Source organism: Streptomyces angustmyceticus (genome assembly GCF_019933235.1).
GTDB classification, from domain to species: Bacteria; Actinomycetota; Actinomycetes; order Streptomycetales; family Streptomycetaceae; genus Streptomyces; species Streptomyces angustmyceticus.
On sequence record NZ_CP082945.1, the window covers coordinates 3,344,065 to 3,357,934 of the forward strand.

A 13,870-nucleotide genomic window follows, 5' to 3' on the forward strand; every position below is an offset into this window, starting at 1 on the left:
CAGAAGCGGCCCCCGCCCAAACAACCCCACCCCCGCCGGAGGCGAAACGGCGCCGCAGAAAACAACGTGGGGCGAAGGCCCAGCGCGCCGGCGCGCCTAGCTGTGGCCGAGCTCCTCGGCCGGCCCGGTCTCCTCGACCGAGCCCCCGTCCCGCTCGGGCCGCAACGACAACGGCTCCACCACCGTCTCGTCGACGACCGGCTCCGCCGGCCGGGGCGGCTTCGGCATGACGGCGGCCTCGGAGTGCGCCCCGCACCCGTACGAGAGGGAGACGACCCGCCCGTCCGCCGGGGCGAACTCGTTGGCGCAGACGCCGAAGGCCTGGCCCAGGGAGCCGGGGAGCGGGGTGAGGAAGCCGCAGGAGACGCAGGTGGCGGGGGCCGCCTGGGCCATGGGGGTCTTGGCGCCGAAGGCTTCTTCCCAGCGGTCGGCGGCGGAGTGCAGGCCGTAGCGGGAGAGCACCCGGGCGCGGCGCATGCCCAGTTCCTCGGCGACGGCCGCGATGCTGCCGCGCCGCGGGGCGGGCTGGATCGCGGGCGAGCCGGGGACGACGTCCGCTTCCTCGGAGTCGGCCACCTCGGCGGCCATGCCCTCGGCGACGGGGGAGTTCGGCGGCGGGGCGTCGTCGCCGGTGAAGCCGGGCTCCAGGCGCAGGTCGTCGGCCTCGGTGGGCAGCAGGTCGCCGGGGCCCATGTCGCCGGGGCGCAGCCGCTCGCTCCAGGGCACCCACTCCGGTGCGAGCAGCGCGTCGGGGCCGGGCAGCAGGACGGTCTCGTCGAGGGTGACGACCTTGGCGCGGGAGGCCCTGGCGACGGTCACGGCCCAGCGCCAGCCCCGGTAGCCGGGTTCGTTGCAGGCGAAGAGGTGGGTGACGACGCGGTCTCCGTCGGCGACGGCGTCGATGTGCTCGCCGACCGTGCCGGGCAGTGCGGCCTCCTCGGCCGCCTCCCTGGCCAGGTCGACCGCCGCGGCGCACAGGCGGTCAGGGGTACGGCTTCGCATCGCAGCACTCACAAGAATCGATTCTCTCTTCTACGCCGTCTCACGAGTGCGCCAGCCGGAGCTGTCCTTGTCCTGTCCGGACGACCGGCGGTACCGGGGCGGGCGGAGCGGACCAGGGGACCGCGTCGACGTCCGCGCCCGGTCGTTCCGGTCGAGCGCACCTCTTACGTCCCATTCTGCGGGATCGCGCGGAGGCACGCGGCCAAGAACGACCGCCGGTGGCGCGCTACACACGCTACCCCTTCAACGGTGTACGACCCCTCGGTGGGAGGGCAAATGTCAGCGGCGGCGACCGCGGGCCGGTGCGCCTCGCGCGGCAGCGTCGAGAAAGTGCCCTCTGCTGGGCGAGTTGGGGCACTATGACCAGGTGGCTGCCGCAAGGGCGTCGAAGGTGTCGAAGGTGTCCCGGACCCCGGGGGCGTCGTCACGGGTGCCGCGCGCCACGGCGCGCGGCGGGTATGGGGACAACCGGGCCCGCCGGGCGGGCCGGGCTGTCGGTCGCGCGCTGCGCAGACCGTTCACCGGCGCGGCGCGGGGGCTGCGGCGCGCCACGCATGCGCACGGCGCGGGCGAGTCGGGCCTGGGCAAGCTGATCGAACTGCACGCGGTGAACTCCGCGGGCGACGTGATGATCACGGTCGCGCTGGCCTCGACGGTGTTCTTCGCGGTGCCGACGGATCAGGCGCGGGGCCGGGTGGCGCTGTATCTGGCGGTGACGATGGCGCCGTTCGCCCTGCTCGCGCCGGTGGTGGGGCCGCTGCTGGACCGGGTGCCGCACGGCCGCCGGGCGGCGATGGCGGGCTCGATGCTGGCGCGGGCGCTGCTGGCGCTGACGATGTCGGGCGCGGTGGCGACCGGGGGGCTGCCGCTGTATCCGGCGGCGCTGGGGGTGCTGGTGGCGTCGAAGGCGTACGGCGTGGTCCGCAGCGCGGTGGTGCCGCGGCTGCTGCCGCCGCGGATCTCGCTGGTCAAGGCCAATTCGCGGGTGACGCTCGCGGGGCTGCTGGCGACCGGTGCGGCGGCGCCGATGGGGGCCGGGCTGCAACTGCTGGGGCCGGGCTGGCCGCTGTACGGGGCGTGTGCGGTGTTCGCCGCCGGGACGTTCCTGTCGTTCTCGCTGCCGCACAAGGTCGACTCGGCGAAGGGCGAGACCCGGGCCCGGCTGACGTCCCGGGCGGCGTCGGGGCGGTCGGCGGGCGGGAAGCGGAAGCCGGGGCTGCGGACGGTCGGCCCGTCGGTGCTGCACGGCCTGCAGGCCAACGCCGCGCTGCGGGCGCTCTCCGGGTTCCTGACGTTCTTCCTCGCGTTCATGCTGCGCGAGCATCCGCTGGGCGGGCTGGGCGCGGCGGCCTCGCTGGGACTGGTGGTGGTGGCGGCCGGTACCGGCAACGCGCTGGGCACGGCGGTCGGTGCCTGGCTGAAGGCCCGCGGTCCCGAGCCGATCATCGCGGCGGTGCTGGGGCTGGCGCTGTGCGCGACGGTGCTCGCGGCGGTCTTCTACCCGGTACTGGCGGTGGTCGTGGTACCCGCGGCGGCGGCCACCGCGGGGCTGTGCCAGGCGCTGGCGAAGCTGTCGCTGGACGCGATGATCCAGCGCGATGTGCCGGAGGAGGTGCGCACGTCCGCGTTCGCCCGGTCCGAGACGGCGCTGCAGATGTCGTGGGTGGTGGGCGGCGCGATCGGGATCTCGCTGCCGCTGATCGGCACGGTGGGCATGGCGGTGGCCGCGGCGCTGGTGGCCCTGGGCGTGGTGCTGGCCGTGCGGGGACTGCTGAGCGCGGCCCGGCGGGGCGGTACGGCGGCCCCCCGGGTGGCCTGAGGGCCGACGGGCGGCGCGGCACGCCGTACCCGGGCGTGGCGCGAGCCGGAGCGCCCGATAGCCTGCCCGTATGACCGCTGCGTTGATCTCCTGGGGCAAGGGCCGCCGTGCCGCTGCCGCCATCGGTGCCGTCTCCCTGGGCCTCCTCACCCTCTCCGCCTGCGAGAAGCCGACGTCGCTCGCGACCGTGACCGTCGGTTCGACGACGGTGCAGGCCGAGGCCACCCCCGGCTGCGACGGCGACGGCAAGGCCCTGTCCAAGAAGGCCGTCACCGCCTGCATCACCAAGAAGGGCGGCAAGACGATCACCGTCCACCCCGGTGAGCAGGTCCGCGTCGGCGTCGACCCGTCGGTCGCCAAGTCCGGCTGGATCGTCATCGGCGCCGGCCCCGTGATGCGCGAGCCCAGCAAGCAGACGTACCGCAGCTTCGACGCGGACACCCTGTTCATGCAGCAGAACCCGCAGACCGGCCAGACCTCCTACTCCAAGGACGTCACCCTCCAGGTCGCGGAGCTGGGCGGGGGCGGCGGTCCCAAGACCATGTGGCACTTCACGCTGAAGCAGAAGGACTGAGGACCGGGACGGCGGGCCGTTCGATGCGGGTTCTGGTCGTCACGGCGGTGACCGCCGAGCGCGACGCGGTGGCAGCCGCGGCGGGCCCCTGCGACGAGGTGGCGCTGCCCGGCGGGTACGCGCTGCTGCGCGCGGCGGGCGGACCGGTGGCGTGCGATGTCCTGGCCGCCGGTGTCGGCCCGGCCGCCGCGGCCGCCGGCGCGGCCACCGCGCTGACCGCCGCCGCGCTCGCCGGAGCGCCGTACGGCCTGGTCGTCTCGGCCGGGATCGGCGGCGGCTTCGTCCCCGGGCCCGAGGGCTCGCCGCCCGGCGCCCCGCTGGGCTCCGTGGTGGTCGCGGACGCGATCGTCGCGGCCGATCTGGGCGCCGAGACCCCCGACGGCTTCGCCCCGGTCACCGACCTCGGCTTCGGGACGGTGGCGCACCGCCCCGACCCCGCGCTGGTCGAGGCCGTCGCCGCGGCGGCCGGTGCGGCGGCCGGCACCGTCGTGACGGTCTCCACGGTCACCGGCAGCGCGGCCCGCGCCGCCGAGCTGGCGGAGCGTCACCCGGGGGTGCTGGCCGAGGCGATGGAGGGCTTCGGGGTCGCCGAGGCGGCCGCCGCACACGGGGTGCCGGTGCTGGAGGTCCGTACGGTCTCCAACGCCGTCGGCCCCCGCGACCGCGGCGCCTGGCGCATCGGTGCCGCGCTCACCGCCCTGACCGGCGCCTTCCGTACGCTTCCCGGAGCCCTGACGGCCGCCACCGGACCGGCTCCGGATCTTCACCGCTCCTGAGGAGGACCCCGTGACCCGGCCGCTGGACATCGCGTACTCGCCGTGCCCGAACGACACCTTCGTCTTCGACGCGCTGGCGCACGGCCGCGTCCCGGACGCGCCGGAGCTGGCGGTCACCTTCGCCGACATCGACGTCACCAACGGCATGGCCGAACGCGGTGAGTTCGATGTGCTGAAGGTGTCGTACGCGGTGCTGCCGTGGGTGCTCGACGACTACGCGCTGCTGCCCTGCGGCGGGGCGCTGGGGCGGGGCTGCGGGCCGCTGGTGCTGACCCGGGAGGAGGGCGCGGCGGCGGATCTGGCGGGCCGGACGGTCGCGGTGCCCAGCGAGCGGTCCACCGCGTATCTGCTGTTCCGGCTGTGGGCGGCGGCCGAGGTGCCGGGCGGGGTCGGGGAGATCGTGGTGCTGCCGTTCCACGAGATCATGCCGGCCGTGCGCGACGGCAAGGTCGACGCGGGCCTGGTCATCCACGAGGCGCGCTTCACCTACCAGGACTACGGGCTGTTCTGCCTGGCCGACATGGGCGAGCACTGGGAGCTGACCACCGGCCTGCCGATCCCGCTCGGCGCGATCATCGCCAAGCGGTCGCTGGGCGAGCCGGCGCTGCGCGAGCTGGCGGCGGCGATCCGCAGCTCGGTGCTGATGGCCTGGGACGACCCGGAGGCGTCCCGGCCGTACGTCCTGGAGCACGCCCAGGAGATGGACCCGAAGGTCGCCGACCAGCACATCGGGCTGTACGTCAACGAGTTCACCGCCGACCTCGGCGAGGACGGCTATGCCGCGGTGCGCGGGCTGCTCACCCGCGCCGCGGCCGAGGGGCTCGTTCCGCCCCTCGGCCGTGATGCGCTGCGCTTCGTGTGAGAGACGCGGCGGCTGACGGCGCGGCGGCGCCGCCGGCCCGCCGGGCTGCTCAGACGTCCAGTTGGTCGGCGACGGCGCGCAGCATGCCGGCGATCTTCGCGCCGTGCACCTTGTCGGGGTAGCGGCCGCGCTCCAGTTGCTGGGTGACGTTCTCCAGGAGGGTGGTCAGGTCCTGGACGATGGAGGCGAGTTCATCGGGCTTGCGGCGCTGCGCCGCGGCCACCGAGGGTGCGGGGTCGAGGAGCGTCACGGTCAGCGCCTGATCGCCGCGCTGGCCCGCGACGACGCCGAATTCGACGCGCTGGCCAGGCTTGAGTGCGGCCACGCCGTCGGGCAGCACCGACGAGTGCACGAAGACGTCACCGCCGTCATCGCGGGAGAGAAAGCCGAAGCCCTTCTCACTGTTGAACCACTTGACCTTGCCGGTAGGCACGTCTGTCCTCGTCCTCGTACTCGTTGGAAAGAAACGTTGAAATCTGGGGCCGGGTCTCCTGCGGATACTGCGGGGTGAGCGTCCCCCGCCCGTGGAGAACGGGAGCGGGAGAGGGGCTGGACAGCAGTGCAGCGGGCCGCAGGACCCGCCGTCACCAAGGCTAATGGTCCCCCGGCCGGTGACAAGACGCCGCCGGGTGGATCCTCGGTGCTTCTGGCCCCGACTTACCCTGGTCAGGTGTCTGACGAAACGCCCCAGGCCGGGGATCTGCTGGTCCGAATCGGCGCGATCATGTTCCTAGTTGGCGCAGCGGCCACTCTCGCCACGGTGGCGCCGCTGTTCCTCGGGACCGAGCCGCTGCCGTCCGTCTTCTACTGGCTGTGCATGCTGATGGGCCTCGGCTTTCTCGTCGCGGCGACCGGAGTGATCCGTTCCGCCCGCGCCGGGCGCCGTCAGGCAGCGGCGTCGTCGCCCCCGTCGGCGCCCTCCGCCACATAGCGCGCCAGCCAGGCCGGGAACTCCGCCAGGCCGGCGAGCACCACATCGGCGCCGGCCTCGCGCAGCTGCGCGGCGTCGCACGGGCCGGTGGCGACCGCGACGGACAGCGCGCCGGCGGCGCGCGCCCCCGCGACGTCGCCGGTGTGATCGCCGACGTAGACCCCCGCCCGGTGTTCGCGCAGCGCCTCGGCCTTGGCCTCGGCCCACAGCGAGCCGACGAGGGCGTCCGCGTCGAGGCCGAGGTGCGCCAGGTGCAGTTCGGCGCTGGGCTGGTACTTCGCCGTCACCACGACGGCCCGGCCGCCCGCCGCGTGCACCGCGTCCAGGGCCTCGCGGGCGCCGGGCAGGGCGGGCGACGCGGCGATCGCGTACTCCGGGTAGAGGGCGCGGTAGAGCTCGGCGATCTCCGCCACCCGCTCCTCGGGGAACCAGCGGCGGACCTCCTCCTCCAGCGGGGGCCCCAGCCGGCTCACCGCGAGGTCGGCGTCGACGAAGGTGCCGGTCCTGGCCGACAGCTCCTGGTACGCGGCCTTGATGCCCGGACGGGAGTCGATCAGGGTCATGTCGAGGTCGAAGCCGACCGTGAGGGGGTGCGCAGCCATGCCCGCCATTGTGCCCGCGGCGGCCCCGCCGGCGGCAGGAGGCCCCTGGCCCGGCCTCCTCACCGCGGCACCCGCCGCATCCGCCACACCAGGAACAGCGCCGAGGCGATGGCCGCCACCCGCACCACCCCCGGCAGCCCGTCGAGCATCTCCTGCCCCAGGCGCCCCTGCGCGATCGGCTCGCCCCAGCGCCCGTCGAAGCGGCCCCACAGCCACACCACCAGACCGCCGACGACGGTGCCCGGCACCCCGAGCGCCGCGATCTTGGCCTCGGTCCGGGTCAGCCGCCGGGAGACGTAGGCGAGGCCCCAGCCGCCCGCCAGCGCGAGCCACGACCCCAGCGCCGCACCGGCCACCAGCAGCAGGACGGCCAGCGTCAGCACCGGGCTGAGCGGCGCCCGCGCGGGCACCACCACGGTCTCCCCGGCGTCGGCCGCGGGCGCCGCACCGGCCGCGGCCCCGCGCCGCCGCCCGAGCACCCGGCGGACCAGCCGCGGCAGCCGGCGCCCGGCGGGGGCCGCGCCGTCCTCGCCGGCGTCCTGCGCCCCGTCCGCCTCGGCGCCGTCCTTCTTCAGCGAGAGCGGGTCGTTCTCCGGCCGGTCCCACATCTCCGGGATCTCGATTCCGCCGACGAACCCCGGCACGGTCTCGCCCGGCCCGAACGGCGCCGGCTCGACCCGCCACCAGTCGGGCGCGTCGCCGTCGCCCAGCTCGTCCGCGCCGGCCAGGTGCGGCGGCAGCCCGACGGACGGCGCGGACTCCGGCCCGCCGCCGCGCGGGGCGGGCACCGCGCCCCGGGAGTCCTTGCCGGGCGGGGCGTCCTTGCCCTGCGCGGACGCCATGCCGCGCCGGGCCAGCCCGGTGAGCTTGTCGCGCGCGGCGGACGTCCACGGGCGTAGCGGCTCCGGCGGCTGCGCGGGGGCCGGGCCGAGCGGTACCGAGGGCCCGGCGCCCGGCGTGCTCCCGGTCTCCGGCCGTCGCGCCGGGCCGCCCCAGGACGCGCCCGGCATCCGGTCGTCCGCGCTGCCCGCGGCCGCGACCACCGCCTCCGGCGTCCCCAGCCGTGCCAGGACCCGCTTCACCCCGGACACCGAATCGGCCTGCTGTCCGTCTATCTCCGCCCGGAGCCCGGTGACCAGCCGCATCCGGGTGGCGGCGGGCAGTCCGCGCTGCTGGGCCAGGTCGCCGACCCGGCTCAGATAGTCATAGACGAGCTGATCGCTCTCGATCCCCACGAAATCCCCTGCGGCGTCCGCTGGTTGCTGCCCCGACGGTACCGCCTCGGCCGGCCGGCGGGCCGGAGGCCGCGGGGCCGGAGCGGGGGTGGCGTGCCGGGGCGCGGCGGGGTGGCGCGGGCGTGGCGTTGCGGCGCTCCGCCCGGGCCGTGCCCGCGCTCGCTCCCCCGTCCTGCCCCGTCCCGCTAACGTAGGACGAATGACCGGTACACCCCGCACCCTCGCCGAGGAGCTCAGGACCCGCACCGACCGCGGGCTCGCCGGGCTGCTGCGGGCACGTCCCGACCTGCTCAATCCGGTGCCGGGCGACGTCACCCAGCTCGCCACCCGGGCCGGGACGCGGGCGTCGGTTCTCCGCGCGGTGGAGCGGCTCGACCGGTTCGTGCTGCAGACCGCGGAGGCGCTGGCGGTGGCGCCCGACCCGTGCCCGTACGACACGCTGGCCGCGCTGATGGCCGGGGACGCCGGGGACCCGGAGGTCGCCGCCGAGCTGCCCCGCGCGGTGGCGGAGCTGCGTGCGCAGGCGCTGGTGTGGGGGCCTGACGACCGGCTGCGGCTGGTGCGGACGGCTCGCGAGCTGCTCGGCCCGAGCGCCGCGCACCCGTCACCGACCGGCCTGGGCCCGACCGTCGCCGAGGCCGCGGCCGGCATGTCGCCGGGGCGGCTGCAGGAGATCCTCGCCGCGGCCGGGCTGCCCGCCACCCACGACCCGGTCACCGCGGTCGCCGCGCTCACCGGGCTCTTCACCGACCGCGTACGGATGGCGGCGCTGCTGGACACCGCGCCCGCCGAGTCCGTCGCCGTCCTCGACAGGTTGCTGTGGGGCCCGCCGTACGGCGGGGTCACCGACCGCCCGGCGCCGCATCTGCGGTGGCTGCTGGACCGGGGCCTGCTGATCCCGGCGGGCGCCCGCAACGTGGTGCTGCCGCGGGAGGCGGCGCTCCATCTGCGTGCCGGGCGCGCCCATCACACCCCCGAGCCGGTCCCGCCCGCCCTCGCGCCCGTCACCGAACGCGATCCACAGCTTGTGGACAACGCGGCCGCGAGCCAGGCGTTCACCGCGCTGGCGACCGTCGAGGAGCTGCTCAAGGAGTGGGACCTGGGCGGGCCGGCCGTGCTGCGCGCCGGCGGGATGAGCGTCCGCGACCTCAAGCGGACCGCCGCCGCCCTGGACACCACCGAGCAGCTCGCCGCCTTCTGGCTCGAACTCGCCTACGGGGCGGGGCTGATCGCCTCCGACGGCGAGGCCGACGAGCGGTTCGGGGCCACCCCGGCCGCCGAGGAGTGGCTGCAGCTGCCCGACCACGAGCGCTGGGCCGTGCTCATCGGCGGCTGGCTCGCCGCGACCCGCACGCCGGGCGTCGTCGGCACCGCCGACGCCAAGGGCCGCGCCCTGGCCGCCCTCGGCCCGCACCTCGACCGCTCCCCCGCCCCCGAGGTCCGCCGCCGCGCCCTCGCCCTCCTCGCCTCCCTGCCGCCCGGCGCCTCCGTACCGGCGACGGCGGTCCTGGCGCGGCTGCGGTGGGAGCGTCCGCTGCGCGGCGACGCGGCCGCGGGACAGATCCCGGCACCGGCCGCCGGCCGGACCCCGGCCGCGGGCGGCTCCGCCACCCCGCCCGTCCCCGCCGCCCCCGCGCCCGCCGACGACCTGCGCTCGCGCCTGGCCCAGGGAACCCTGGCCGAGGCCGAGTTGCTGGGCGTGACCGGCCGCGGCGCGCTCGCCGCCCACGGCCGCGCCCTGCTCGACACCGGCACCGACGCGGCCCCCTCCCCCTCGGACACCGGCGCCACGGCGCACCGCGCCGCCGCCCTCCTCGCCCCGCTCCTGCCCGAGCCCGTCGACCACGTTCTCCTCCAGGCGGACCTGACGGCGGTGGCCCCCGGGCCGCTGGAGCGCCCGCTCGCCGAGGCGCTCGGCGTGCTCGCCGACATCGAGTCCAAGGGCGGCGCGACGGTCTACCGCTTCACGCCCGCCTCCGTGCGCCGCGCCCTGGACGCCGGCCGCTCCGCCGCCGAGCTGCAGGAGTTCCTCGCCGCGCACTCCCGCACCCCGGTCCCCCAGCCGCTCGCCTACCTCGTCGACGATGTGGCCCGTAAGCACGGCCGGCTGCGGATCGGCGCGGCCGCCGCGTACGTCCGCTGCGACGACGACGCGCTGCTCTCCGAGATCCTCGCCGACCGCCGCGCCGCCGCCCTCCGGCTGCGCCGGCTCGCCCCGACCGTGCTCGCCGCCCAGACCTCCCCCGACCAACTCCTCGACGGCCTGCGGGCGATGGGGTACGCCCCGGCCGCCGAGTCCGCCGCCGGTGACGTGCTGATCGCCCGCGCCGACACCCACCGCACCCCGCCGCGCACCGCCCCCGTCCCGGTGCCCGACGGCCCGCCGTCCCCCGACCCCACGCTCCTCACCGCGGCGGTGCGCGCCATCCGCGCCGGCGACCTCGCGGCCACCGCCGAACGCAAGCCCGTCCACACCCCCGCCCCGGCCCCCGGCGCCCTCCCCCGCACCACCTCCGCCGAGACCCTCGCCACCATGCAGGCCGCGGTCCTGACCCACTCCGCCCTGTGGATCGGCTACGTCAACGCCGACGGCGCCGCCAGCCAGCGGGTCATCGCGCCGGTCCGCGTCGAGGGCGGCTTCGTGACGGCCTACGACCACACCTCCGACGAGGTCCGCACCTACCCCCTGCACCGGATCACGGGGGTGGCGGAGCTGGCGGACGACTCGGTCTGAGCGGCGGGCGCGCGCCGCTCGGACCGGGCCCCGGCGGCCGTCACTGCCGATCGCCGCGGCGATGCGGCACACTGGACGTTTGGCCGTATGTGCGGCCGAGGCCGTGGGCCGGTGATCGACGGCCCGGCCCCGCGGCCGGTGCCGGCGGCCGACAGCCGGGAAGCGAAAGGCGAGGCGTGTGAACGGACCCCTCATCGTCCAGAGCGACAAGACGCTGCTGCTGGAGGTGGACCACGACCAGGCGGACGCCTGCCGGCGGGCCATCGCGCCCTTCGCCGAGCTGGAGCGGGCGCCGGAGCACATCCACACCTACCGGGTGACGCCGCTCGGGCTGTGGAACGCGCGGGCCGCCGGGCACGACGCCGAGCAGGTCGTCGACGCGCTGGTGCAGTTCTCGCGGTACCCCGTGCCGCACGCGCTGCTCGTCGACATCGCCGAGACCATGTCCCGCTACGGGCGCCTCACCCTGGTCAAGCACCCCGCGCACGGCCTGGTGCTCACCACCACCGACCGCCCGGTGCTGGAGGAGATCCTGCGCTCGAAGAAGGTGCAGCCGCTGGTCGGGGCCCGGCTGGACCCGGACTCCGTCGTGGTGCACCCGTCGGAGCGCGGCCAGATCAAGCAGACGCTGCTCAAGCTGGGCTGGCCGGCCGAGGACCTGGCCGGCTACGTCGACGGCGAGGCGCACCCGATCGAGCTGGACGAGAACGGCTGGGCGCTGCGGCCCTACCAGCAGCAGGCCGTCGAGGGCTTCTGGCACGGCGGCTCGGGCGTGGTCGTGCTGCCCTGCGGCGCCGGCAAGACGCTGGTCGGGGCGGGCGCGATGGCGCAGGCCAAGGCCACCACGCTGATCCTGGTGACGAACACCGTCTCGGCCCGGCAGTGGAAGCACGAGCTGGTCAAGCGGACCTCGCTCACCGAGGAGGAGATCGGCGAGTACAGCGGGACGAAGAAGGAGATCCGGCCGGTCACCATCGCCACGTACCAGGTGCTGACGACCAAGCGGAAGGGCGTCTACCCGCACCTGGAGCTGTTCGACTCCCGGGACTGGGGCCTGATCGTCTACGACGAGGTGCACCTGCTGCCCGCGCCGGTCTTCAAGTTCACCGCCGACCTCCAGGCGCGGCGCCGGCTGGGCCTGACCGCGACGCTGGTGCGCGAGGACGGCCGGGAATCGGACGTGTTCTCCCTCATCGGGCCCAAGCGCTTCGACGCGCCCTGGAAGGAGATCGAGGCGCAGGGGTACATCGCCCCCGCGGACTGTGTCGAGGTCCGGGTCAACCTCACCGACACGGAGCGGCTGGCGTACGCGACGGCCGAGACCGACGAGAAGTACCGCTTCTGCGCGACCACCGCCAGCAAGCAGAACGTGACCGAGGCGCTGGTCCGCCGCCACCAGGGCCAGCAGACGCTGGTCATCGGGCAGTACATCGACCAGCTGGACGAGCTGGGCGAGCATCTGGACGCCCCGGTGATCAAGGGCGAGACCACCAACGCGCAGCGCGAGAAGCTCTTCGACGCCTTCCGGCAGGGCGAGCTCTCGGTGCTGGTCGTCTCCAAGGTCGCCAACTTCTCCATCGACCTCCCCGAGGCCACCGTCGCGATCCAGGTGTCCGGCACCTTCGGCTCGCGCCAGGAGGAGGCCCAGCGGCTGGGCCGGGTGCTGCGCCCCAAGGCGGACGGGCACGAGGCGCGCTTCTACTCGGTCGTCGCCCGCGACACCATCGACCAGGACTTCGCCGCCCACCGCCAGCGCTTCCTGGCCGAGCAGGGCTACGCCTACCGCATCGTGGACGCGGACGAACTGCTGGCGGCGGACGAGGACGTCTGAGGGGGCGGCGCGGCGGGCGCGGCGGGGCGTTGAGGACGTCTGCGCCTGCGCCCGGCGGCCGGGAGCCGGCCCGGTTTGCGGCTCCCCGGTTTGCGGCTCCCCGGCTTGCGGCTCCTCGGTTTGCGGCTCCCCGGCTTGCGGCTCCTCGGTTTGCGGCTCCTCGGTTTGCGGCTCCCGCCGGCTCCCGACTCCCGGCGCTCAGCGGGCGCGGGAGCCGCTGGGCAGTTCCTCCCCGGCGCGCTGTGCCGGTAGCCGGCCGCCCGGGACGCCTGCCGCGACGGGGGCGCCGGGCGCGGCGGCGGGCCGGCGCGTCCACCAGACGACGGCGGCCAGCAGGGCGAGGCCGAGCACCGGATACGGCGCCGCGAACGGCTGCTGCCACCACGCGAAGCGCAGGTCGAGGTCGCCGGTGTGCGGGATGATCCACATCGTGCGGGCGGCGAAGGCGAGGGTGACGGCCGCCAGCAGCGCCCGGCACCACGGCCGGCGCCGGGTGCGGGCGGCGAGCGCGGCCAGCAGCGGCACGCACCAGACCCAGTGGTGGGACCAGCTGATCGGCGAGACCAGCAGCGCCGTGACGGCCGTGCACAGCACGCCCCAGCCGTCCAGGCCGCGCCGCAGGTACACCCGGCGGGCCGCGCAGAGCCCGGCCGCCGCGGTCAGCAGCGCGGGCACCGCCCACAGGAGGCCGGGCTCGGGGTCGTGCAGCACCCGGCTGATCAGGCCCTGGAGCGACTGGTTGTCGACGATCCAGGCCGTGCCGACCCGGCCGGTCTCGAACATCCGCCGCGTCCAGAACTCGACGCTGGCGTCGGGCAGCACCAGCCAGCCCAGCAGCGCCGAGGCCAGGAACCCGCCGAGGACGGTGAACGCCGCCTTCACCCGGCCGGTGACCAGGAGGTAGAGGCCGAAGAGCGCGGGCGTGAGCTTGATGCCCGCCGCGATGCCCGTGGCGAACCCCTTGAGGCGGGCGCCGTCCGGGCGGGAGAGGTCCCACAGGACCAGGCAGGTCAGCGCGAGGTTGACCTGCCCGAAGACGAGGGTCTGGAAGACCGGCTCCAGCCAGAGGCCGAGCGCGGTGCAGACGAGGACGGCGGGCGCCGAGCCGGCGGCCCCGCGCAGCCCGGCGGCCTTGCAGGAGAGGTGGATGAGCAGGGCGAGCAGGGCCGCGTTGACCAGCGCGCCGACGACGATGAGGTGGCCGAGGGAGAGCCAGGTGGTCGGTATGAAGAGCACGGCCGCGAAGGGCGGATAGGTGGCCGGAAGGGCCCACTTGGTGACCGTGAAACCGTAGAGATCACCGCCGTCCCTGGCCGCCTGCCCCTCGGCGCGGTAGACCGCTATGTCGGACATCGGCATCGGCATGACCTGGTAGAGCAGCCACAGCCCGGCCAGCGACGCCACGAGCAGCGCCGCCGCGATCACCAACCCCCGGGGGCGGGTGATGCCCTGCCCCCAGCTCCGTCTCCCGGTCCGCGTCCCTTCGGCGGCAGACACCCCTTGT

12 protein-coding genes are annotated in these 13,870 nt (G+C 75.7%); 7 read left to right on the plus strand and 5 right to left on the minus strand.

Annotation, left to right across the window (positions count from 1 at the left end; translation table 11 throughout):
* Positions 1–96 precede the first annotated feature (96 nt).
* Entirely contained in the window at positions 97–1,002 is a 906-nt protein-coding gene (locus tag K7396_RS14920) for a DUF3027 domain-containing protein (RefSeq protein WP_152104726.1), read from the minus strand.
* Positions 1,003–1,432: 430 nt separating this feature from the next.
* Between K7396_RS14920 and K7396_RS14925 the strand changes: the two genes are divergently transcribed.
* The 4 genes from K7396_RS14925 to K7396_RS14940 all read left to right on the plus strand — a co-directional run bounded on the left by K7396_RS14925 (position 1,433) and on the right by K7396_RS14940 (position 5,033).
* Positions 1,433–2,821: an MFS transporter gene (locus K7396_RS14925; RefSeq protein WP_086721094.1), complete on the plus strand. Its 1,389-nt coding sequence runs from the start codon at positions 1,433–1,435 to the stop codon at positions 2,819–2,821.
* A 70-nt stretch (positions 2,822–2,891) separates the two neighbouring features.
* Positions 2,892–3,395 (plus strand): hypothetical protein, encoded by a 504-nt coding sequence (locus K7396_RS14930; RefSeq protein WP_086721093.1) that lies wholly within the window; start codon positions 2,892–2,894, stop codon positions 3,393–3,395.
* A 23-nt stretch (positions 3,396–3,418) separates the two neighbouring features.
* Entirely contained in the window at positions 3,419–4,171 is a 753-nt protein-coding gene (locus K7396_RS14935) for a futalosine hydrolase (RefSeq protein WP_086721092.1), read from the plus strand.
* A 10-nt stretch (positions 4,172–4,181) separates the two neighbouring features.
* Complete coding sequence (locus tag K7396_RS14940) at positions 4,182–5,033, plus strand: 1,4-dihydroxy-6-naphthoate synthase (RefSeq protein ID WP_086721091.1); 852 nt, start codon at positions 4,182–4,184, stop codon at positions 5,031–5,033.
* Positions 5,034–5,082: 49 nt separating this feature from the next.
* On the opposite strand, the gene K7396_RS35810 is transcribed toward K7396_RS14940, so the two are convergent.
* Complete coding sequence (locus tag K7396_RS35810; RefSeq protein ID WP_018089689.1) at positions 5,083–5,466, minus strand: cold-shock protein; 384 nt, start codon at positions 5,464–5,466, stop codon at positions 5,083–5,085.
* 291 nt (positions 5,467–5,757) lie between these two features.
* On the opposite strand from K7396_RS35810, the gene K7396_RS14950 reads away from it, so the two are divergent.
* The gene (locus K7396_RS14950; protein ID WP_086721098.1) at positions 5,758–5,964 is read left to right on the plus strand and encodes a hypothetical protein; all 207 of its coding nucleotides are present in this window, start codon (positions 5,758–5,760) and stop codon (positions 5,962–5,964) included.
* Here K7396_RS14950 and K7396_RS14955 read toward each other — a convergent pair.
* Both K7396_RS14955 and K7396_RS14960 read right to left on the minus strand, forming a co-directional pair.
* Positions 5,919–6,566, minus strand: coding sequence for an HAD family hydrolase (locus K7396_RS14955; protein ID WP_086721097.1), 648 nt, complete (start codon positions 6,564–6,566; stop codon positions 5,919–5,921). The genes K7396_RS14950 and K7396_RS14955 overlap by 46 nt on opposite strands.
* Before the next feature lie 59 nt (positions 6,567–6,625).
* Positions 6,626–7,801: a hypothetical protein gene (locus K7396_RS14960; protein ID WP_152104727.1), complete on the minus strand. Its 1,176-nt coding sequence runs from the start codon at positions 7,799–7,801 to the stop codon at positions 6,626–6,628.
* A gap of 199 nt (positions 7,802–8,000) precedes the next feature.
* Here K7396_RS14960 and K7396_RS14965 point away from each other — a divergent pair, with 199 nt between their 5' ends.
* Complete coding sequence (locus K7396_RS14965) at positions 8,001–10,535, plus strand: helicase-associated domain-containing protein (RefSeq protein ID WP_152104728.1); 2,535 nt, start codon at positions 8,001–8,003, stop codon at positions 10,533–10,535.
* Positions 10,536–10,713: 178 nt separating this feature from the next.
* Entirely contained in the window at positions 10,714–12,366 is a 1,653-nt protein-coding gene (locus tag K7396_RS14970; protein ID WP_086721116.1) for a DNA repair helicase XPB, read from the plus strand.
* Positions 12,367–12,564: 198 nt separating this feature from the next.
* Here K7396_RS14970 and K7396_RS14975 read toward each other — a convergent pair whose 3' ends face one another.
* On the minus strand, positions 12,565–13,863 hold the full coding sequence (locus tag K7396_RS14975; RefSeq protein ID WP_174886943.1) for a glycosyltransferase 87 family protein: 1,299 nt from the start codon (positions 13,861–13,863) through the stop codon (positions 12,565–12,567).
* Between the last annotated feature and the right edge of the window lie 7 nt (positions 13,864–13,870).

What these genes read in the sequence shown, in the direction of transcription:
- K7396_RS14930 (WP_086721093.1), top strand. Translation starts at nt 2,892, where the DNA reads ATGACCGCTGCGTTGATCTCCTGGGGCAAGGGCCGCCGTGCCGCTGCC.
- K7396_RS14935 (WP_086721092.1), top strand. Translation starts at nt 3,419, where the DNA reads ATGCGGGTTCTGGTCGTCACGGCGGTGACCGCCGAGCGCGACGCGGTG.
- K7396_RS14955 (WP_086721097.1), bottom strand. Translation starts at nt 6,566, where the DNA reads ATGGCTGCGCACCCCCTCACGGTCGGCTTCGACCTCGACATGACCCTG.
- K7396_RS14950 (WP_086721098.1), top strand. Translation starts at nt 5,758, where the DNA reads ATGTTCCTAGTTGGCGCAGCGGCCACTCTCGCCACGGTGGCGCCGCTG.
- K7396_RS14920 (WP_152104726.1), bottom strand. Translation starts at nt 1,002, where the DNA reads ATGCGAAGCCGTACCCCTGACCGCCTGTGCGCCGCGGCGGTCGACCTG.
- K7396_RS14965 (WP_152104728.1), top strand. Translation starts at nt 8,001, where the DNA reads ATGACCGGTACACCCCGCACCCTCGCCGAGGAGCTCAGGACCCGCACC.